The following is a 21,504-nucleotide window of genomic DNA, read 5'->3' on the forward strand; positions in this document are numbered from 1 at the left end:
GTTAATGCTGTTGTCTGTTTATGGCTACTATTTTCTGCCGCATATTGACGTTTAGCCACAATTTGTACGCCCTCAGTGGATAATTTGAGGTTTAAATCGCTTTCAGGCACACAGCAGCAGGGCAGACATTCGTTAGACTTAAGCTCTGCCAGAGGTTTGGAGAGGTAGCTGACTTCTCCTGATATGACTGTGGTTTTACAGGCGCCGCAAAAACCGTTGCGACACTCTGAAAATACTTTTACTTTTTTCGCTTCAAGCGCTTCTAGTAAGCTTGAGTGTTGGCCGTCAAATAAAATAACCGGCTGTCCTTTCAAGCTTACAATAGGCGCTTTTTTGAAAAATGTTTTATAGGTCAAAATCTAAAAACTCATCGCCATCAACAGAAGAATCAATTTGTCCTACAAGGTATGAAGACACTTCAACTTCTTGTGGGGCAACCTGTACTGCATCACTTTCTAACCAGTTTTTCATCCACGGAAGAGGATTTGACGATTCTTCGTATGGTAGTGGTAAATGTACCGATTTCATCCGCTGATTAGTAATAAATTCAACATACTGGCACAAAATCTGCTCGTTAAGACCAATCATTGATCCGTCTTTAAATAAATACTTGGCCCATGCTTTTTCTTGTTCTGCTGCTTTGACAAATAAGTCGTAGGCTTCTTGCTTACATTCAGCTGCAATCTCGGCCATTTCAGGATCGTCTTTGCCGCCTTGCATTAAGCTTAATATGTGTTGCGTACCGTTAAGGTGCAAGGCTTCATCACGGGCAATCAGGCGAATGATTTTAGCATTTCCTTCCATGACGCGACGCTCAGCAAAAGCAAATGAACATGCAAAACTGACATAGAAACGAATCGCTTCTAAAGCATTAACCGACATCATGCACAAATATAATGACTTTTTCAGTATGCGTGAGTTAACGGTAATTTCTTTGCCGTCGATCACATGAGTGCCTTCGCCTAACAGGTTATTAATCTGGGTAAGGTGAATTAAATCATCGTAATAAGCCGCAATATCACCGGCACGCTTTAAAATTTCATCATTTTGCACAATATCGTCAAACACCACAGAAGGATTGTTAACAATATTACGAATAATATGAGTGTACGAACGCGAGTGAATCGTTTCAGAAAATGACCAGGTTTCAATCCAGGTTTCTAATTCAGGTAGCGATACTAACGGTAAAAACGCTACGTTAGGTGAACGCCCTTGAATAGAGTCGAGCAATGTTTGGTATTTAAGGTTTGACAGAAAAATATGTTTTTCATGGTCAGGTAAATCACCGAAATCAATTTTGTCGCGACTGACATCAACTTCTTCTGGGCGCCAGAAGAAACTTAATTGCTTTTCAATCAGTTTTTCAAAAATTTCATATTTTTGCTGATCGTAGCGTGCCACATTCACGGATTGACCGAAAAACATAGGTTCTTTGGTCGAATCGTTAGGTATTTGACAAAATGTTGAGTAAGCCATTATTTAGGTGTCCTGAAAACGCATTTTCCAAAAGCGGGGAAGACCCCCGCTAAATATACATAAAGTGAAGATTAAATTTTACACGCACCGCCACCGCAGCCATCGTCTTCTTCTTCGACAGCAATAATGTCGTCAAATTGATCAGAAGCACCGTCGCGAGTGTTATGATAATACAATGTTTTAATCCCTAGCTTGTAGACACTTAACAGGTCTTTAAGCAAGGTTTGCATTGGTACACGACCGCCTTCAAAACGGCTTGGGTCATAATTGGTATTGGCTGAAATCGCTTGATCGATAAACTTCTGCATTAAACCAACAAGCTGGATATAACCATCATTATTTGGCATATTCCACAGCAGTTCATACTTGTCTTTAAGCAACTCAAAGTCTGGTACTACTTGCTTTAACTGCCCGTCTTTACTGGCCTTAACGCTGATCAATCCACGTGGAGGCTCAATACCATTAGTCGCATTTGAAATTTGCGATGAAGTCTCAGAAGGCATTAATGCAGACAAGGTCGAATTACGTAAGCCGTACTGTTTAATATCGCTACGTAAACCTTCCCAATCCATGTGCAATGGTTCGTCACAAATTTTATCTAAATCGCGCTTATAGGTGTCGATAGGTAAAATACCTTTCGAATAAGTTGTCTCGTGGAATAACGGACATGCACCTTGCTCTTTAGCTAAGTTCATTGACGCTTTGAGTAAATAGAACTGAATTGCTTCAAAGGTTTTATGAGTCAGGTTATTTGCTGAACCGTCAGAGTACTTTTTACCATTTTTAGCCAAATAGTTGGCAAAGTTAATCACACCAATACCTAAAGTACGGCGATTCATTGAGCTGGTTTGCGCGGCTTTGATTGGGTAATCTTGATAATCAAGTAAGTTATCTAATGCACGCACTGCTAAATCTGCTAAAGGCTCAAGTTCAGATAAATCCTTAATCGCACCTAAGTTAAGCGCTGATAAAGTACATAAGGCGATTTCACCGTCTGGATCGTCAATGTTAGTTAACGGTTTAGTCGGCAAGGCAATTTCTAAACATAAGTTAGATTGCTTAATCGGTGCCACTTTAGAGTCAAATGGACTGTGCGTATTACAATGGTCGACGTTTTGAATATAGATACGGCCAGTAGAGGCACGTTCTTGCATCATCAGTGAAAACAATTCAACTGCTTTGATCTGCTTTTTACGTATGCTGCTGTCTTGCTCATACTGCAGGTATAAACGTTCAAATTCGACTTGGTCTTCAAAGAAAGCATCGTAAAGGCCAGGCACGTCAGATGGACTAAATAAGCTAATGTAGTCGCCTTTGATTAAACGTTGGTACATTAATTTGTTTAGCTGCACGCCGTAATCAAGATGACGCACACGGTTGTCTTCAACACCACGGTTATTTTTCAGTACTAGAAGTGATTCAACTTCTAGATGCCATAACGGGTAGAACAGTGTTGCTGCACCACCACGGACTCCGCCTTGGGAACAAGACTTAACCGCTGTTTGGAAATACTTATAAAACGGTAAACAACCGGTGTGGAATGCTTCACCGCCACGAATAGGGCTACCTAAAGCACGAATACGGCCTGCATTAATACCAATACCTGCACGTTGGCTCACGTATTTAACAATAGACGATGCCGTAGCATTGATTGAGTCTAGGCTGTCATCACACTCGATGAGTACACATGAGCTGAATTGACGTGTCGGTGTACGAACACCCGCCATGATTGGCGTTGGAAGTGAAATCTTAAATAAAGATGTCGCGTCATAGAAGTCTTTAATGTACTTCAAACGGATTTCTTTCGGATAACGAGCAAACAAACACGCTGCGACTAAAATGTATAAAAACTGTGCGCTTTCATATACTTCGTGAGTCACACGGTTTTGAACCAGGTATTTACCCTCTAGCTGCTTGACTGCGGCGTAAGAGAAATTCATGTCACGCCAGTGATCAATATAGCCATCAAGGATATCTAACTCTTCACGGCTGTAATCCGCCATGATGTGCATGTCATATTTACCAATTTCAACTAACTTGGTGACATGATCGAATAGCTTAGGCGGTTCAAATTGGCCAAACGCTTTTTTACGTAAGTGGAATACCGCTAAGCGGGCTGCCACAAATTGGTAATCAGGTGACTCAGGAGAGATCAAGTCAGCCGCGGCCTTAATGATCGTTTCATGAATGGCTTCAGTTGGAATGCCATCAAAAAACTGCAGATGAGATCGAAGTTCTACTTCAGATACTGAGACGTTTTTTAATCCCTTGGCTGCCCAAGTGATCACGCGATGAATTTTATCTAAATCGATCGATTCACGTTCGCCACTGCGTTTAGTGACTGTCATATTGCTATTCATTGAAGAGAGGCCTTGGTTCTATATCTAATCATGTGATCTGTTGTTGGATGCAGTGCTGCTGGGTTCGATCTGAACCCGTTACAAAACAATTCCATGTTAAAACAATCAACTTGAAGGTACTCACAACATGGCAGTAAACCACCAATACGTTCAGTTAACATCTATCTCCTTGTTATGCTGTGGAGTAGTGTTTTGATTGTCGGCCACACACAAGATATGGTGTTATTTAAAATCTAAGATACAAGATAGTGAGGTTTGAGTTTTTTTGCAAGCCACAATTATATTAACTTCTTGTGGATAACTTGAGGATAAACTGCAGGGTTAGTGACAGCTAACCCTAGAGCCCAAATTTATAACGTGTTTTTTATAAATGATATTTTTTCAACCATCAAATAAGAAAGTTTTGATCGCTAAAATAAACAGCGATCGAAAATTTACCCTCAATTTTAGATTGATCTTTTAGGGCTTTTGATCGGTAAGTGATTGTCAGCATAATCTTTAGCCAATGATGCATTCAGAGGTGTATTTTCGATGAATCGATCTCAAAAAGACGACGGAGTAAAAAAGTGTTTTAATGCTGCACCATGTTCAAATTGGCATGTTGCTGGCCATGTATTCGGTGTGTCGCTGGCTGATAAATAGCCCCATAAGGCAATGCCACCTATCATACTTGCGTTGCGAGCGGCGACTAAATCACGCTCAGCATCGCCTAGGTATAAAATACTTTGAGGTGCGATGGCTATTTGTTGAGCGGCTAATAACATCGGCGCAGTATGAGGTTTAGCGTGACAGGTACTATCGCCGCTGATCATGGTTTTCAGTTTATCGGTTAAGCCCAGCTTTTGTATTAATGGCCGAGCAAATCGAGCTGGCTTATTGGTGACGACACCGTAGGGAATGGCTTGGGAATCTAATAGGGTTAAGAGTTCGGGTAAATCGTCGAACAAACGGCTATGATCGCCATTAATGCGTGCATAATGGCGCAGTAGTGCTTGTTGAATATCAAGTTGAACGTGTTCATCTGCCTGTGGTATGGCGGTCTTGACCAAATATAAACTGCCATGTGAAGCCGCATGGCGCATGGTTTCAAGCGTTTGAACCTTAAAACCGGCTTCGTCTAAACTCAAATTTAATGCTTGGACTAAATCAGGTGCGGTGTCGGCTAAGGTACCGTCTAAATCGAACAGTACCCCTTTAATGTCGTGCATATGCAAGAGTTAGCTCCTCACAGAGAAATGGCAGTAAATCCACGCAGCCTTTAATAGCGTTATCGGTATAACATAACGCTATTGGGCTTCATCTATGTTTTTCACTGTTGCAACATAAGTGAAAAACATAGGCTGGCTAATCTATTTTTTGTGTGGCTATCATATAGTTAACATCGACACTCTTAGTGTACTTAAATACACCTGATAGAGGATTGTAGGTAATACCTAATGCATCTCTGCACAATAAATCGGTGTTATCGACTAATGCCATCAGTTCAGACGGGCGAATAAATTTACTGTGATCGTGAGTGCCAATTGGAAGCATTTTTAATAGATATTCAGCGCCGATTATGGTTTTAAGGTATGACATCATGTTGCGGTTAATCGTCGAGATAAACACAAAACCGTTGGGTTTAACCATGTCACAACATGCTTGAATTACCGATTGTGGATCCGGTACGTGCTCAAGCATTTCCATACAGGTTACTACATCGTATTGCTCGCGGTGCGTATCGCGGTGTGCTTCGGCGGTAGTTTTAAGATAGTTAACCGCTACCCCAGAATCTAATGCATGCAGTTTTGCCACTTCAAGTGGTTCAGTTCCCATGTCAATACCATCAACGTGTGCACCCAGGCGAGCCATACTCTCTGACAAAATGCCACCGCCACAGCCGACATCAAGCACTTTCTTATCGAAAATACCGCCAGCGGTTTGATCAATGTAGTTTAAACGCAGTGGATTAAGTAAGTGCAATGGCTTGAACTCGCCATTGAGATCCCACCATGTTTGTGCCATGGCTTCAAATTTTGCGATCTCTTGCGGATCAACATTGGGTGTCGATTGTTCAGCGTGTGACATAACTTAACCTAAGTGTCTAATAAAGTATGATGGCTATTATAACGATAACCTTTGTGAATAGTAGTCAACAATGGCTTGGCTTGTTCACACTTGCTCATAAAACATCCACTTAAGCCAGCTTAATTGTAAAATTGTGCTCTTAACTGCTTAAAGCATCAGCAAATTGGCTTTGATTATGACTTATTTATCAGCCTATATTCATGTGCCAATAATATAAATTCGCTGAATATATTAGCTTTTTTATCATTTTTAAGAGTCATAGAGCATTTGACAGGTCTTTGTTCTGGCGACATTAATTATCTGTGTTAGAATGCCAAATCACGTTTTTAAGCTAGATAATAATATGGAAGTTTTATTGTCAGCTCACTTTAGAGGAACGCGCAGTTTATGACTGATCTGGCATCATCTATTTCGCCAATTAACATCGAAGACGAACTTAAGAATTCTTACCTTGATTATGCCATGAGCGTAATTGTAGGTCGTGCATTGCCTGACGTTCGTGATGGGTTAAAACCTGTTCACCGTCGGGTTTTGTTCGCAATGAGCGAATTAAAAAACGATTGGAACAAACCATATAAAAAATCCGCTCGTGTCGTTGGTGACGTAATTGGTAAGTATCACCCACATGGTGACACAGCTGTATACGATACTATTGTGCGTATGGCGCAACCATTCTCGCTACGTTACACCTTAGTTGATGGACAAGGAAACTTTGGTTCTGTCGACGGTGACTCTGCAGCTGCGATGCGTTATACCGAAATCCGCATGCAAAAGTTGGCGCATTCATTATTAGCCGACCTTGAAAAAGAAACTGTGGATTTTGTGCCTAACTACGATGGCACTGAGATGATCCCTGCGGTGTTACCAACACGCGTACCGAACCTATTAATTAACGGTTCATCGGGTATTGCGGTTGGTATGGCCACCAATATTCCACCACACAATTTAACTGAAGTGGTCAAAGGCTGTTTGGCGTTAATCGAAGACCCAAGCTTATCGATTGAACAGTTAATGGAATACATTCCAGGTCCAGATTTTCCAACGGCAGCGTCGATTAATGGCCGCAAAGGTATTATTGATGCGTACAACACCGGCCGTGGTCGCGCGATTATGCGTTCTAAAGCGGAAATCGAAACGGAAGAGAATGGTCGTGAACGTATTATTGTTCATGAAATTCCATATCAAGTTAACAAGGCGCGTTTGATTGAAAAAATCGCTGAACTTGTTAAAGATAAAAAATTAGAAGGTATCAGTGGCCTACGCGACGAGTCTGATAAAGACGGTATGCGTATTGTTATTGAAATCAAACGCGGTGAAGTGGGTGAGGTTGTATTAAACAACTTATATGCTCAAACACAAATGCAGTGTTCTTTTGGTATTAACATGGTGGCATTGACCAATGGTCAGCCTAAATTGTTTAACCTTAAAGAAATGCTTGAGTGTTTTATTCTTCACCGTCGTGAAGTAGTTACCCGTCGTACAGTATTTGAATTACGCAAAGCCCGCGAACGCGCCCACATCCTTGAAGCACTTGCTATTGCACTGGCTAACATCGATCCGATCATTGCACTGATTAAAGCTTCGCCTACACCGGCTGAAGCTAAAGCTAAATTAGTCGCACAAGGTTGGGAGTTAGGCCATGTACAAGGCATGCTTGAAAAAGCGGGTGACGATGCAGCTCGTCCAGAATGGTTAGAGCCAGAGTATGGTATTCGCGATGGTCAGTACTATTTAACTGAGCAACAAGCACAAGCTATTCTCGAGTTACGTTTACACCGTTTAACCGGTCTTGAGCACGATAAAATTTTAGCTGAGTATGAAGAGCTATTAGTACTTATCGCAGGCCTGTTATTCATTCTTCGTAATCCATCGCGCTTGATGGAAGTGATTAAAGAAGAACTAGAAGAAATTCTTGAGCAATACGGTGATGAGCGTCGTACGATTATCAACGCTAACGAAATTGATATGAGTCTTGAAGACTTAATCAATGAAGAAGACGTTGTAGTAACCTTGTCTCACTTAGGTTATGCAAAATACCAAGTATTGTCCGACTACCAAGCGCAGCGTCGTGGCGGTAAAGGCAAAGCGGCAACTAAAGTAAAAGATGAAGACTTTGTTGAGAAGTTATTGGTGGCGAACACCCATGACACCATCTTGTGTTTCTCTGACTTTGGTAAAATGTATTGGTTAAAAGTGTATCAATTACCTTTGGCCAGTCGTACTGCCCGTGGTCGTCCAATTGTTAACTTATTACCACTTTCTGACGGTGAGCACATTACTGCCATTCTACCGGTACGTGAGTATGCTGATGATAAGTTTATCATTATGGCTACAGCACACGGTACCGTTAAGAAAACCGCATTAACGGCGTACAGTAACCCTCGTGCAAATGGCATTATTGCTGTGAACCTAAAAGACGGCGACCAATTAATTGGCGTTGATATTACTGAAGGTAGTGACGACATTATGTTGTTCTCTAACGAAGGTAAAGTGGTTCGCTTTAATGAGAAAGCGCGTGATTCTGAAACCGGTGAAGTGAAGATTGATGCTGAAACTGGCGAAGAAGTGATTGCATTGCGTCCTATGGGTCGTACTGCAACGGGTGTTCGTGGTATTAAGCTTGATGCTGGCCAAAAAGTGGTGTCGTTAATTGTGCCTAAAGGTGACGGCGCTATCTTAACCGTAACCGAAAATGGTTATGGTAAGCGTACTGAGCTGAGTGAATACCCAGCGAAGAGCCGTGGCACTAAAGGTGTGGTATCGATTAAAGTCAGTGAGCGTAATGGTGAAGTTGTTGGTGCCGTTCAAGTAGGTACTTTTGACGAAATTATGCTGATCAGTAATAAAGGCACCTTAGTGCGTACTCCTGCTGAAGGTGTATCTATTATTGGTCGTAATACTCAAGGTGTGACGATCATTCGTACCGCAGAAGACGAGAAAGTCGTTGGTTTGCAGCGTATTGAAGAGATTCAAACCGAAGAGTTGTTAGACGCAGAAGGCAATGTTATTCCACCTGCGGACATTATCGAAGGTGAAGCTATTGACCTTGAGGCGGCTGAGTCTACTGAGTCTGACGTAGAGAGTGACGGACAAAGTGATGTAGAGAGCGACGAACAGGACTAACCTGAACGTTTACTTTGTAACATCAATAACGAGCGCCTTATGGCGCTCGTTTTATTTTACGGAAAATAATTCATCAAAATAGGCTGATAAAAGTCTATTCAATTGATGCTAAAGTCCTTAGTATTAATAGTCTTATGTGTGTATTAAAAACTGATTCAAGGAGTTGTCTGTGAGCGCGATTTATAATTTCTGTGCGGGTCCTGCTATGTTACCTCAAGCTGTAATGCAAAAAGCACAACAGGAATTAATCGATTGGAATGGCCTTGGCGTCTCCGTGATGGAAATCAGTCATCGCAGTAAAGAGTTTATTGCCCTGACCGAACAAGCAGAAGTCACACTGCGTAAGTTAATGAACATACCTAAAAACTATCATGTGTTGTTTATGCATGGTGGCGGCCGGGCGCAATTTTCTAACGTAGTCAATAATTTCTTGGGTGATAATGGTCGGGCGCTGTATTTGGTCAGCGGTCAATGGTCATCTTCTGCGGTAACAGAAGCGCAGAAGCTAGCCGGTGAGCACAGTATCGACAGCATCAATATTGTTGAGCAGGTCAATGGCCTTAATCAAGTGACATTACCTGACTTACATGCAATCGATAAAGACTATCGTTATGTACATTATTGCTCAAACGAAACCGTTGACGGTATTGAAATTTTTGAAGAGTTTACTAGTCCGTGGCCGGTAGTTGCTGACTTGTCATCCACTATCATGTCGCATGAAATTGATGTCAGTAAATACGGACTTATTTATGCCGGCGCGCAAAAGAACATCGGCCCATCGGGTTTGTCGATTGTTATTGTGCGTGACGATATGCTCAAATTACCAAGTTTGCCGCAGTCTTCAATAATGGATTATCGTGTCGCGGTTGAATACGGTTCAATGTTTAACACCCCTCCAACGTTTGCCTGGTATTTAGCTTCTGAAGTATTTGCTTGGTTGCAGGCTAATGGCGGCGTGAGTGCCATGGCAGAGATAAACCAGCAAAAAGCGAAGTTACTGTATGAGTGTATCGACAATAATCCATTTTATAAAAATGGTGTTGCGCCACAAAATCGTTCACGTATGAACGTTACTTTTCAATTAGTGAACGATGCTTTAGACAGTGAGTTTCTAGCCCAAGCAGAGCAGGCCGGTTTAGTCGCGTTAAAAGGGCACCGTATTGTTGGTGGTATGCGTGCCAGTATTTATAACGCCATGCCGTTAGCGGGTGTGCAAGCGTTAGTTGATTTTATGAATAACTTTGCTGTAAAGCACAGTTAATTCGAACCGCTTATTTACCGTAAGTTCGGCTTAATAAAGAAAAAAGCGAATGCTAAACAGCATTCGCTTTTTTTATGTCATCGATATATGTGTATTTCAACGCTTCATTCCTGATCAAACAAGCCTTGATAGCAAACATCATCGACGAAGTGTAGGTTCTTGAATGCCATATCATCATAAAGTAAAAATAGCTGGTTTTATCGAGTCGATAACGCTCATCCTTACACCCAAAAATACCCATACTTAATCCCATATCGAGCAATACATGAATGGCATATTCAGACAATTTAAAATCTTGAGTAAATTGAATTAGCTCAATACCTTCGTTTCCGGCGTCATCAACTTTTGCCAGTAAGCCAAATTGACTTAAGTAACGGGCGACTTAAAAGCTTATTAGTGCGAAGGCTATTTTTTGTGCTTCAAACTGGGCATCAAATGCAGACATTTTATGGGGATGGGTAAAAAGACATTAACTGTATTAACTCGAGGTAGGAGGTGATATGACTTTAATCGTAGCCAGATCATGCTAGTAAGGGGTTGAGCGACTTCTCGTTTTTGTTTTTTGATAAAGTTATAGCAATATATGCTAAAGGATAACACTCGTTTTTGGGATTATTATTTCCGGCAATCACCTCTTTATATTCACTGCCGCGTTAGCATGCGTTGAGCCGGCCGTGGAGAATTTGGCATTGAATAGCGTATTTACAATCAATTCTTGCTGACTTTCTATCGCGCCGTTCGCCCTGAGTTTGTTGATATCACTCTGTCTCAATGAATAATTCGAGCGGGGCTGATCCCGCTCGAATTATCTTATTTAACTCAGTAAGCCAAATAGAATGGCCGTCATAGACAATAAACCAGTAATAACGACGAATATGTTGCTTACTCGGCCACGGTAGGCTTTAAGTGCTGGGACCTTGTGTATCGCATACATTGGCATGAGATACAGAATTGCTGCAATCACCGGGCCGCCAAGTGCTTCAATCATACCCAAAATACTTGGATTGATAATCGCTACGCCCCAAATAGTGAAAAACATAAATCCTAAAATACATTTATCTAATGTTTTGCTATTGGCTGGCTTGCTGCTATTAGGCAGTTGCTTAGTGATAATGCCTTTCAAACCCTCAGTGGCACCCATATAGTGACCGAAGAAAGATGAAATAATAGCGATGAAAGCAATCACAGGAGCAAAATAGCTGATAAAGCCACTTTCGTGCACGTTGGCAAGATAAGACAAGATTGGCAGGTTATCAGCCTTTGCTTCTAACAACTGCGCCGGTGTTAACGACAGCACGCAAGAGAACACGAATAACATTACAAATCCCACTAGCATAATGGCTGTATTGCGCAGGATAGCGTCCGCCTTTTTCGAGGCATTGACACCGTGTTGTTTTTTTAGTGACACCGAAAACTGAGAGATAGCAGGTGAATGGTTAAAGGCAAACACCAATACTGGTATGGTTAACCAAACAGTGCCCAAGAAATTAGTGGGTGAAGGCACATCCATCAGTGCATCAAACTTCCAGTCTGGTATGAGATACAATGACATGAAGGCGAGGATCGCAACTAATGGATAGACTAAAAGTCGTGTCACCGAGAGCATAAATTTTTCACCCGCGACCATCACAGACATCATGCATAAGATTAGTGATCCTGAAAGTAACCAGCGCGGAATACCACTTATTTTATCAACAACTTGCACGCCTGCTTCAGTCAGCATAGGCGTTCCATCCAGCATGGCTCTTGGTACGTCGGTAAACATGCCTAATTGATTAATAATAAAACTATCAACAGTATTGGTTATCCCCACACCGTAGATTAACACTATTGGGAAAATGGCCAAAAAATATAGCCAGGTTATGGCTTTACCTGCGCCAATACCAAAATGTTCTTCTACTACTTGGGTGATGTCACTACCAGGAATGGCTGAAGAACACAGGAAACGCGATAAACCACGATGAGCAAAATAGGTCATCGGGCCTATTATTACTGCCATAAACACGAGTGGCCAAAATCCGCCCATTCCGGCATTGATTGGTAAAAATAAAATACCTGCCCCGACGGCTGTGCCAAACAGGCTTAACATCCAGGTCGTATCTTGGCGCGACCAGCCCGTACTTGAAACAACGGTCGACTCGGGGATATCTTGTACACTTACGGCTTCATTTTGCATAACTGACTTACCTTTAAGGTAGATTAATCTTAACTCGGGGTCATAAACGGATATCGAACAGTCCTTTGTTTCGCTAACTGTGCTGCATTGACTTGCAATAGATCCGCTATTGTCTAAGCCAGTAATAAAAGACTGTGTCGTGTTAGTAAACCAAATGACAAGTTCAATATGAAATAGGCTGACTCTTGTTATTGTGCCTTACATTTCCCGAGTTGATGTTAGGTTAAATTCAGCGCCAGACTATATCTTTTTTCGAGGAATTAAATAGTTACCAAGTCGAAATGTTAATAAGGTTCATGAATTGGGAGCTGTATCCCGATGATGGTAAATCAAACATCACAAGCATTTTCAATTTATCTACAACCCTCATGTATAGATTTAACAGTGCAGTTACCAATCTTGCTGCAGCAAGCATTCATCACTCATTGATGGAAGTGGGGGATGGCACTGTTGAGATTCAAAAATAAACACTAGTAATATGGCTTGCAAGACAAAATGATAAAAGATGGGGGCAGATGCTATCAAACCAGTCGATGCTTATGGGTAAATATATTTAGGCTGGTTTAACAGGCTTAAAAAAGGTCGCAATATGCGACCTTTTTGATGAGGTAATGTGGCTTCAACGCACCTTGATGACAATAGCGTTTAGTTACAATACTGCTGCGATAGATTTAGCTAAATAATCCACATTAGTTTCACTGATACCGGCAATACTGATGCGGCTTGAACCTACCATGTAAACGCTGTATTGCTGTTTAAGTATGGCTACCTGCTCAGGATTAACCCCCAAGAATGAAAACATGCCTTTTTGACGAGCGATAAAACTAAAGTCGCGATCAACGCCATTGGCTTTAAGCTTGTCGACTAAAATGGCACGATTACCATTAATGCGATCACGCATGACCTTTAGTTCGTCCAACCATTGCTGCTTCAGGGCTGGGGTGCCTAAAATGGTTTCAACAATCGCCGCACCATGTGCTGGCGGCATAGAATAAAGACAGCGTACTACATATAACAATACCGATTGGGTAATATCTGCAGTGGCGCTGTTTTTAGCCACAATGGAGCAAGCGCCAATACGTTCGCGATACAAACCAAAGTTTTTCGAGCAAGAACTGCATAAAATCATGCTTTCAACGGCCGCAGCCATTTGGCGTACGCCGTAAGCATCTTCATCTACGCCGTCACCAAAACCTTGATAAGCCATATCAATTAATGGCGTAAAGCCTTGCTTAACAGTAACCTTAACCACTTCATCCCATTGCTCTGTGGTTAAATCCATGCCGCTTGGGTTATGACAACAAGCATGTAAAAGCACCACGTCATCTTTTCCAATGCTATTTAAGGTTGCCAGCATTTGATCAAATTTAAGGGTTTTGCTGTCGTAGTCATAGTACGGATAGGTTTTAACTGTAATGCCAGCCGCTTCAAATAATCCCGTATGATTTGCCCACGTTGGGTCGCTTACCCATAACACGGCGTTAGGATTACAACGTTTAATAAAGTCAGCTGCAACGCGCAGAGAACCGGTTCCGCCAGGCGTTGACACTGTTCGAACGCGGTTAGCGAGTAATGCGCTGTGACTGGCACCAAACGCTAATTCACCCATAAGTTGATTGAATGATGCTGAGCCTGTTGGGCCTATGTACACTTTGGTTGTTTCTGTGTCTAAACGAATTTTTTCAGCCGCTTTTACACAATCTAGAATAGGTGTATGACCAAGAGGATCTTTATATACGCCAACACCTAAATCGACTTTATTTGGGTGATTGTCTTCGCGGTATTGAGTCAATAGGCCTAAAATGGGATCGGCAGGCAACGCGGTTAATGAATTGAACATGAATAGACCTTCTTATTTTAAATTTACAGGCATTAGGGCGAAATAAGCTAACAAGATACATATTATGGTCTTTAGCATAACGTGATTTACATCAATAAAGAACTGCTAAATATACTGTGATGGCATATTAGAAAAGCGTAATTAGTGAATTTTGGCAACAATGGCTGACAACTGAAACAAGCATTATTATGCTCGCAATGACCTCCTCAATACCTACTTAATAGTAAATAAATTCAACTTGAGTATAAAAGTCACCTAAAACACAAAATAACGGTTGAATCCTTGCTGACAATCAGTAACGTAGGGCTACGAAGAATTATTTAGTAAATTATTAGTAAACTGTACCGAAACATTGCCAGTGACATGTATTTGTAAAATGTGCACCGCTCCATATTACATTAACAATGTCACGTTTATTTCTCCGGCTAAGCCTTTTACTCATATATCGGTCTATCGACGTTTAATGAGTGCAACACTAAGAAGAGTATTAATGAAACAATTGCGTCTAGACCACATTACCCGCATGAATGGCGAAATTAACATTCCTGGCTCCAAGAGCATTTCTAACCGCGCGTTATTATTGGCAACTTTAGCACAGGGTAAAACCACTCTGACTAACTTGCTCGACTCTGATGACATTCGTTATATGTTGGCATCATTAAAGCAGTTAGGTGTGCATTACCAATTGTCTGACAATAATACTGTTTGTGAACTGACCGGTTTAGGGGGCGCAATTTCATCTGTAAATGCACAGAGTTTATTTCTTGGTAATGCTGGTACAGCAATGCGTCCATTATGTGCCGCACTGACATTAGGTCATGGCGAATTTACCTTAACCGGTGAGCCTCGTATGGAGGAGCGTCCAATTGGCGATTTGGTCGATGCGCTGCGTCAATTAGGCGCTGATGTCACCTATCTGAAAAATGATGGTTTCCCACCATTAACGATTAAGGCAACAGGCTTAAATGGCGGTGATGTTGACATTGCCGGTGATTTATCAAGTCAATTTTTAACCGCATTACTCATGGTCGCGCCACTGACCAAAGACAGCGTCAACATTAATATTAAGGGCGAGCTTGTTTCTAAACCTTATATTGATATCACCATTGCGCTAATGAAGCAGTTTGGTGTCGAAGTGCTCAATCATCAATATCAACGTTTCGAAATTAAGGCCGGTCAGCAATATGTCTCACCAGGTAAAGTACTGGTAGAAGGTGACGCTTCATCGGCATCTTACTTCCTCGCTGCTGGCGCTATCCAAGGCGGTAAAGTGAAGGTCACTGGTGTTGGCCGCTTAAGTATTCAAGGCGATGTTAAGTTTGCCGATGCATTAGCCCAAATGGGTGCCGATATAGAGTGGGGCGATGATTTTATTATTGCTAGAAAATCCACTCTTAGCGCCATTGAAATGGACATGAACCACATACCTGATGCCGCTATGACCATCGCCACTGCAGCTTTATTTGCCACAGGCACCACAAAACTGACTAATATTTATAACTGGCGCATTAAAGAAACCGATCGTTTAGCGGCGATGGCGACTGAATTACGTAAAGTGGGTGCGATTGTTGATGAAGGTTATGATTACATTACTATCACGCCGCCAGCGATATTAAATACCGCAGCGATTGATACCTATAACGATCATCGGATGGCGATGTGCTTTTCAATGATGGCTTTTGCTGACAGCGGTATCACCATTAACGATCCAGACTGCACATCTAAGACATTTCCAGATTATTTTGCGCAATTTGCTCGTCTAGCAAAATAATCCACCTAACCAGATTGTCACTTGCTCTTTTATGTTGTCTTGCAATATAAAAGAGCGATCTTGGTTTTAATAACCGAAAATTCATCAGTAATTAACATTTTTTTGTTATACAATGCGCGCGCTTATTTTGATGAACCCTTTATCTTTTTCAGGGACGATAGATTATTTTCGGAGGAAACTATGTCAGAACGATCTCCAGTGATCACAGTAGATGGCCCTAGCGGTGCAGGGAAAGGCACAATATGCCAATTATTGGCACAACATTTAGGATGGCATTTATTAGATAGCGGGGCGATTTATCGTGTTTTAGCCTTAGCCGCTATTCATCATGACGTTGAGCTAGAAAACGAAGAAGCACTTACCTTATTAGCTGCTCACCTTGATGTCCAATTTTTAACTGGCACCGACATTGATGCCATTAAAGTGATTCTTGAAGGTGAAGACGTTACCACGACCATTCGTACTCAAGAATGCTCTAATGCAGCCTCTAAAGTCGCGGCGCTTCCACGGGTACGTGAGGCATTATTGCGTCGTCAACGGGCTTTTAGTGCCGCGCCAGGTCTGGTTGCTGATGGACGTGACATGGGCACCGTAGTTTTTTCAAAAGCCCCGGTAAAAATATTTTTAACAGCGTCTGCCGAAGAACGAGCGCAAAGACGCTATAATCAGTTGCAGGACAAGGGCTTCGATGTTAAAATCGACCGCCTTTTAGCTGAAATTATTGAACGAGACGACCGTGATATCAATCGCGCCGCTTCGCCGCTGGTCCCAGCTGAAGATGCACTTGTTATTGATACAAGCGGCATTGGCATTGAAGATGTATTGAAGCAAGTGCTTGAGTACGTTAGACAAAAAATTACTGTTGCGTAACCGAATTGTCGATTACTGTGCAGTAGGTATTCGTGTTAAGGATGACACGAATAATATTACTAGACTCCACATCTAGGATGGATGGTGGTTTATTTAATGAAAGTAACCTAAAACATGACTGAATCTTTTGCTGATCTATTTGAACAATCCCTTCAAACCCTAGAGTTCCGTCCAGGTTCTATCGTTCGTGGTACAGTTGTTGCCATCGAAAACGGTATGGTACTTGTTGACGCAGGCCTTAAGTCTGAAAGCCCAATCAATGCTGACGAATTCAAAAACGCACAAGGCGTTTTAGAAATCCAAGTAGGTGATGAAGTTGACGTAGCCCTTGACTCTGTTGAAGATGGCTTCGGTGAGACTCAATTGTCTCGCGAAAAAGCTAAGCGTCATGAAGCTTGGATCGTTCTAGAAAAAGCGTACGAAGATGCTGAAACTGTAATCGGTATCATCAATGGTAAAGTTAAAGGTGGTTTCACTGTTGAATTAAACGGTATCCGTGCCTTCTTACCAGGTTCTCTAGTTGACGTGCGCCCAGTTCGCGACACCGCTCACTTAGAGTTCAAAGAATTAGAATTCAAAGTTATCAAGCTTGACCAGAAGCGTAACAACGTTGTTGTTTCTCGTCGTGCTGTTATCGAATCTGAAAGCAGTGCAGAACGTGATACTCTTCTTGAGAATCTACAAGAAGGCCAAGCTGTTAAAGGTATCGTTAAAAACCTTACTGACTACGGTGCATTCGTAGACTTAGGTGGTGTTGACGGTCTTTTACATATCACTGATATGGCTTGGAAACGCGTTAAGCACCCATCTGAAATCGTTAATGTTGGTGACGAAATCAACGTTAAAGTACTTAAGTATGACCGTGAGCGTACTCGCGTATCACTAGGTCTTAAGCAACTTGGCGAAGATCCATGGTTAGAAATCAGCAAGCGCTACCCAGAAAGCACTAAGCTAACTGGTCGCGTAACAAACTTAACTGACTACGGTTGCTTCGTCGAAATCGAAGAAGGCGTTGAAGGTTTAGTACACGTTTCTGAAATGGATTGGACTAACAAGAACATTCACCCATCTAAAGTTGTTAACTTAGGTGATGAAGTTGAAGTGTTAGTACTAGACATCGATGAAGAGCGTCGTCGTATTTCTCTAGGCCTGAAACAGTGTAAAGTTAACCCATGGGATGACTTCGCAACTCGTTACAACAAAGGCGACAAAGTATCTGGTAAGATCAAGTCAATCACTGACTTCGGTATCTTTATCGGTCTTGACGGTGGAATCGATGGTCTTGTTCACTTATCTGACATTTCTTGGAACGGTACTGGCGAAGACGCAGTTTCTGAATACAAGAAAGGCGATGAAATCCACGCTGTAGTGCTTTCAGTAGACCCAGAGCGTGAGCGCATCAGTTTAGGTGTTAAGCAAACTGAAGACGATCCATTCAACGCATACTTAGCTGACAAGAAGAAAGGCACCGTAGTTCACGGTACTGTTTCTGCTGTTGACGCAAAAGGTGTTACAGTTGAACTAGCAGAAACTGTTGAAGGTTACATTCGTGTAGCTGATATTTCAGCAGACCGCATCGAAGATGCATCTACTGTATACTCAGTAGGTGATGCTATCGAAGCTAAGTTCATGGGCGTAGATCGTAAGAACCGTTCTATCAGCTTATCTATCAAAGCGAAAGATGAAGCTGAACAGAAAGAAGCGATCGCTACTTTGAACAAGCAAGACGAAGTTGTAATGAGCAGCGCAATGGCTGAAGCATTCAAAGCAGCTCGTAAGTAATCGAAAATCGTCTGTTGTATGGGGACGTGGTCCCCATTAGGCGACTGTGTTTGGCTTGATAATATGGGATAGCTAAGATGACAAAATCTGAACTTATCGAAAAACTCGCCACTAGGCAGTCGCAACTGTCGGCGAAAGAAGTGGAAAGTGCAATCAAAGAGATGTTGGAGCAAATGGCAACAACATTAGAAAGCGGTGATCGTATAGAAATCCGTGGATTTGGTAGTTTTTCACTTCACTATCGTGCGCCACGTACTGGCCGTAACCCAAAAACTGGTACCTCAGTTGATTTGGAAGGCAAGTATGTTCCACACTTTAAGCCGGGTAAAGAACTGCGCGAACGTGTCGATGCTGTTAATCCTTGATTAACGCTTTAATAAAAAGCCTCCTCTTGGAGGCTTTTTTGTATCTAATGGCAGTCAATGCTGGTCAGCCCAGTAAATTTCTTGGATAATCATTATATTGATGCACCTTCATGGAGAATAGCGTGAGATCATTTATTGTCGTTGTACTAGTTGGGCTATTGTTTGTTTTAGCATTATTATTTGGTGCTAAAAATGAGCAAGTTGTCACCTTAAGTTACTTTATTGCTGAAGGGCAATATCGATTACCTATCGTGCTTGCCGTGGTATTTTTCAGCGGGTTTATTATCAGCTGGATATTTGCAAGTTACCATATCGTCAAGCTAAAGCTGGCGTTGCGTAAAAGCAATAAAGCCCTTAAAAAGCTCACTGCTGCAGATGCAACAAGTGTTGCTGTAATGCCTAAGGACCAAGCTGTCTAGTATGCTAGAAATCTTGTTCTTGTTATTACCTATCGCTGCCGGTTATGGATGGTATATGGGACGACGCAGTATTCGTCATAGCGATAGCCAGCAGAGTAAAAAATTAAGCCGAGATTATTTTACTGGGCTTAACTTTTTACTGTCTAACGAGTCTGATAAAGCGGTTGATTTATTCATCAGCATGCTAGATGTCGATGACGAAACCATCGACACTCATTTATCGTTAGGTTCGTTATTCCGTAAAAGAGGTGAAGTGGATCGTTCCATTCGTATCCATCAAAACTTGATTGCCAGACCGAGCTTAACCAATGAGCAGCGCGATATTGCGATGATGGAGTTAGGTAAAGATTATATGGCTGCTGGGTTTTATGACCGCGCCGAAGAAATTTTTATTAACTTGGTCAGCCAAGATGATCACAGTGAAGAAGCCGAAACTCAGCTGTTATTAATCTATCAAGTGACTAAAGAATGGCAAAGTGCCATCGATATCACTAAGCGTCTTCCTCGTAAACGTCAGCAAGTGCTTAAGCGCACCACAGCCCATTTTTATTGCCAGCTAGCTGATGAAGCTCATAATGAAACAGATAAAATCAAAAAGCTGCAACAAGCCATTAAGCAAGATGCTCAATGTGGTCGAGCTTGGTTAACTCTCGCCAAGATTTATCTTGATGCTGGCCAAGTTGACTTATGTAAGCACGCGTTACAAGAGCTGAAAGTGGCTGATATTGATTTATTTGCTGATGGCGTTTCAATAGCAAAACAAGTTTATCGCGACACACAAGATCCTAACGGTTTTCACGAACTACTCGCTAAAGCCATTGCCGATGGCGCGGGAGCAAGTGTAGTGGTGGCATTAGCTGAGCACAAAATAAGCCTAGATCAACATCAAAGTGCTGAAACCATGATGCTGGATAATTTATATCGTCATCCAACCATGAAAGGTTTTCAGCATTTAATGAAGTTACACATTCAACAAGCTGAAGATGGTCAAGCTAAGCAAAGTTTATCTATGCTAGAGCAACTTGTTGAACAACAAATTAAATTCCGCCCAAGTTATCGCTGTACTGCTTGTGGTTTTCCTTCTCACGGTTTGTATTGGCATTGTCCATCATGCAAACAATGGGGCAGTATCAAGCGGATAAAAGGCCTAGATGGTGAATAACGTGGCCATCGTAAAATACCAACCCTATAATTAATGCAGTAACACCATATTACCGCTGGAGTTCCAATGACTGAGAAATCAATTGTAGTCGCCCTCGACTATGACAATAAACATGACGCATTGACCTTTATTGATAAACTCGACCCAGAGATATGTCGGTTAAAAATTGGCAAAGAAATGTTTACCTTATTTGGGCCTGAGTTGGTTAATGATATTCACAGCCGAAACTTTGATTTATTCCTTGATTTGAAATTTCATGATATTCCCAACACAGTTGCCAAAGCCGTTGCCGCTGCTGCTGATTTAGGCGTGTGGATGACTAATGTGCATGCCAGTGGTGGACTTGCTATGATGCAGGCCGCTAAAAAAGCACTAATACCATTTGGTAAAGAAGCACCACTACTGATTGCGGTTACCGTATTAACCTCAATGTCAGATGAAGACTTAGCCTTACTGGGTATCAATGTGCCAGCATTTGAACATGTACTGCGCTTAGCTAAGCTGACTCATCAAGCTGGTTTAGACGGGGTGGTATGCTCAGCTCAAGAAGCTAAATTACTAAAATCATCATTTGGCCAAGACTTTACCTTAGTGACCCCAGGGATAAGACCGGCTGGCAGTGATGCGGGTGATCAACATCGGGTGATGACGCCTCCACAAGCCATTGCTGCTGGGTCTGATTATTTGGTGATCGGTCGCCCAATCACTCAAGCTGCCGATCCCTTAGCGGCGCTCAAGGCTATTTACCAATCGCTACATGTTTGATGTAAAGGCATTATTGAAACAGAGATATTCTCTAGCAATGATGCCAGCAAAGTACACTTATCTACAT

At 42.0% G+C, this 21,504-nt stretch carries 17 protein-coding genes; 9 read left to right on the forward strand and 8 right to left on the reverse strand.

The features are described 5' to 3' along the window. The 5 genes from yfaE to ubiG form a co-directional block, all read right to left on the reverse strand. Positions 1-356 (reverse strand): class I ribonucleotide reductase maintenance protein YfaE (yfaE, locus tag H5185_RS06790; protein WP_182741677.1); only part of this gene is annotated, 356 nt, incomplete at its 3' end. Further along, entirely contained in the window at positions 346-1,476 is a 1,131-nt protein-coding gene (nrdB, locus tag H5185_RS06795; RefSeq protein WP_124014755.1) for a class Ia ribonucleoside-diphosphate reductase subunit beta, read from the reverse strand. The genes yfaE and nrdB, both read right to left, overlap by 11 nt. Before the next feature lie 71 nt (positions 1,477-1,547). After that, the gene (gene nrdA, locus H5185_RS06800; RefSeq protein ID WP_124014756.1) at positions 1,548-3,836 is read right to left on the reverse strand and encodes a class 1a ribonucleoside-diphosphate reductase subunit alpha; all 2,289 of its coding nucleotides are present in this window, start codon (positions 3,834-3,836) and stop codon (positions 1,548-1,550) included. Between the two features lie 542 nt (positions 3,837-4,378). Beyond that, the gene (locus H5185_RS06805) at positions 4,379-5,050 is read right to left on the reverse strand and encodes an HAD family hydrolase (RefSeq protein WP_124014757.1); all 672 of its coding nucleotides are present in this window, start codon (positions 5,048-5,050) and stop codon (positions 4,379-4,381) included. Positions 5,051-5,180: 130 nt separating this feature from the next. Continuing rightward, positions 5,181-5,903, reverse strand: coding sequence for a bifunctional 2-polyprenyl-6-hydroxyphenol methylase/3-demethylubiquinol 3-O-methyltransferase UbiG (gene ubiG / locus H5185_RS06810; protein ID WP_182697284.1), 723 nt, complete (start codon positions 5,901-5,903; stop codon positions 5,181-5,183). A 387-nt stretch (positions 5,904-6,290) separates the two neighbouring features. Between ubiG and gyrA the strand changes: the two genes are divergently transcribed. Together gyrA and serC are read left to right on the forward strand one after the other, a co-directional pair. Then, positions 6,291-9,026 carry a DNA gyrase subunit A gene (gyrA, locus tag H5185_RS06815; RefSeq protein ID WP_124014759.1) on the forward strand — a complete coding sequence of 912 codons (2,736 nt, stop codon included), beginning with the start codon at positions 6,291-6,293 and terminating at the stop codon, positions 9,024-9,026. 169 nt (positions 9,027-9,195) lie between these two features. Next, positions 9,196-10,287, forward strand: coding sequence for a 3-phosphoserine/phosphohydroxythreonine transaminase (gene serC, locus H5185_RS06820; protein ID WP_124014760.1), 1,092 nt, complete (start codon positions 9,196-9,198; stop codon positions 10,285-10,287). A gap of 52 nt (positions 10,288-10,339) precedes the next feature. Here serC and H5185_RS06825 read toward each other — a convergent pair whose 3' ends face one another. The 3 genes from H5185_RS06825 to H5185_RS06835 all read right to left on the reverse strand — a co-directional run bounded on the left by H5185_RS06825 (position 10,340) and on the right by H5185_RS06835 (position 14,303). Then, positions 10,340-10,639, reverse strand: a complete 300-nt coding sequence (locus H5185_RS06825; RefSeq protein WP_404948446.1) for a hypothetical protein — start codon at positions 10,637-10,639, stop codon at positions 10,340-10,342. A gap of 462 nt (positions 10,640-11,101) precedes the next feature. Next, positions 11,102-12,463 (reverse strand): aromatic amino acid transport family protein, encoded by a 1,362-nt coding sequence (locus H5185_RS06830; RefSeq protein WP_182741679.1) that lies wholly within the window; start codon positions 12,461-12,463, stop codon positions 11,102-11,104. Between the two features lie 649 nt (positions 12,464-13,112). Continuing rightward, positions 13,113-14,303 (reverse strand): amino acid aminotransferase, encoded by a 1,191-nt coding sequence (locus H5185_RS06835; RefSeq protein WP_182697288.1) that lies wholly within the window; start codon positions 14,301-14,303, stop codon positions 13,113-13,115. A 490-nt stretch (positions 14,304-14,793) separates the two neighbouring features. Between H5185_RS06835 and aroA the strand changes: the two genes are divergently transcribed. The 7 genes from aroA (at position 14,794) to pyrF (ending at position 21,437) form a co-directional block, all read left to right on the forward strand. Then, positions 14,794-16,074 carry a 3-phosphoshikimate 1-carboxyvinyltransferase gene (aroA, locus tag H5185_RS06840; protein ID WP_182741680.1) on the forward strand — a complete coding sequence of 427 codons (1,281 nt, stop codon included), beginning with the start codon at positions 14,794-14,796 and terminating at the stop codon, positions 16,072-16,074. A 180-nt stretch (positions 16,075-16,254) separates the two neighbouring features. Then, complete coding sequence (gene cmk, locus H5185_RS06845) at positions 16,255-16,944, forward strand: (d)CMP kinase (RefSeq protein WP_124014764.1); 690 nt, start codon at positions 16,255-16,257, stop codon at positions 16,942-16,944. 114 nt (positions 16,945-17,058) lie between these two features. Continuing rightward, entirely contained in the window at positions 17,059-18,726 is a 1,668-nt protein-coding gene (rpsA, locus tag H5185_RS06850; RefSeq protein ID WP_124014765.1) for a 30S ribosomal protein S1, read from the forward strand. Positions 18,727-18,803: 77 nt separating this feature from the next. Continuing rightward, positions 18,804-19,091, forward strand: coding sequence for an integration host factor subunit beta (ihfB, locus tag H5185_RS06855; protein ID WP_124014766.1), 288 nt, complete (start codon positions 18,804-18,806; stop codon positions 19,089-19,091). 122 nt (positions 19,092-19,213) lie between these two features. Further along, positions 19,214-19,510, forward strand: a complete 297-nt coding sequence (locus tag H5185_RS06860) for a LapA family protein (RefSeq protein ID WP_273058137.1) — start codon at positions 19,214-19,216, stop codon at positions 19,508-19,510. A gap of 1 nt (position 19,511) precedes the next feature. Further along, complete coding sequence (gene lapB / locus H5185_RS06865) at positions 19,512-20,672, forward strand: lipopolysaccharide assembly protein LapB (protein ID WP_124014768.1); 1,161 nt, start codon at positions 19,512-19,514, stop codon at positions 20,670-20,672. A 66-nt stretch (positions 20,673-20,738) separates the two neighbouring features. After that, positions 20,739-21,437 (forward strand): orotidine-5'-phosphate decarboxylase, encoded by a 699-nt coding sequence (pyrF, locus tag H5185_RS06870; RefSeq protein ID WP_124014769.1) that lies wholly within the window; start codon positions 20,739-20,741, stop codon positions 21,435-21,437. Positions 21,438-21,504: the final 67 nt, after the last annotated feature.

The sequence above is a fragment of the Shewanella sp. SG44-6 genome, assembly GCF_014164185.1.
In the GTDB taxonomy this organism is placed as follows: Bacteria; Pseudomonadota; Gammaproteobacteria; order Enterobacterales; family Shewanellaceae; genus Shewanella; species Shewanella vesiculosa.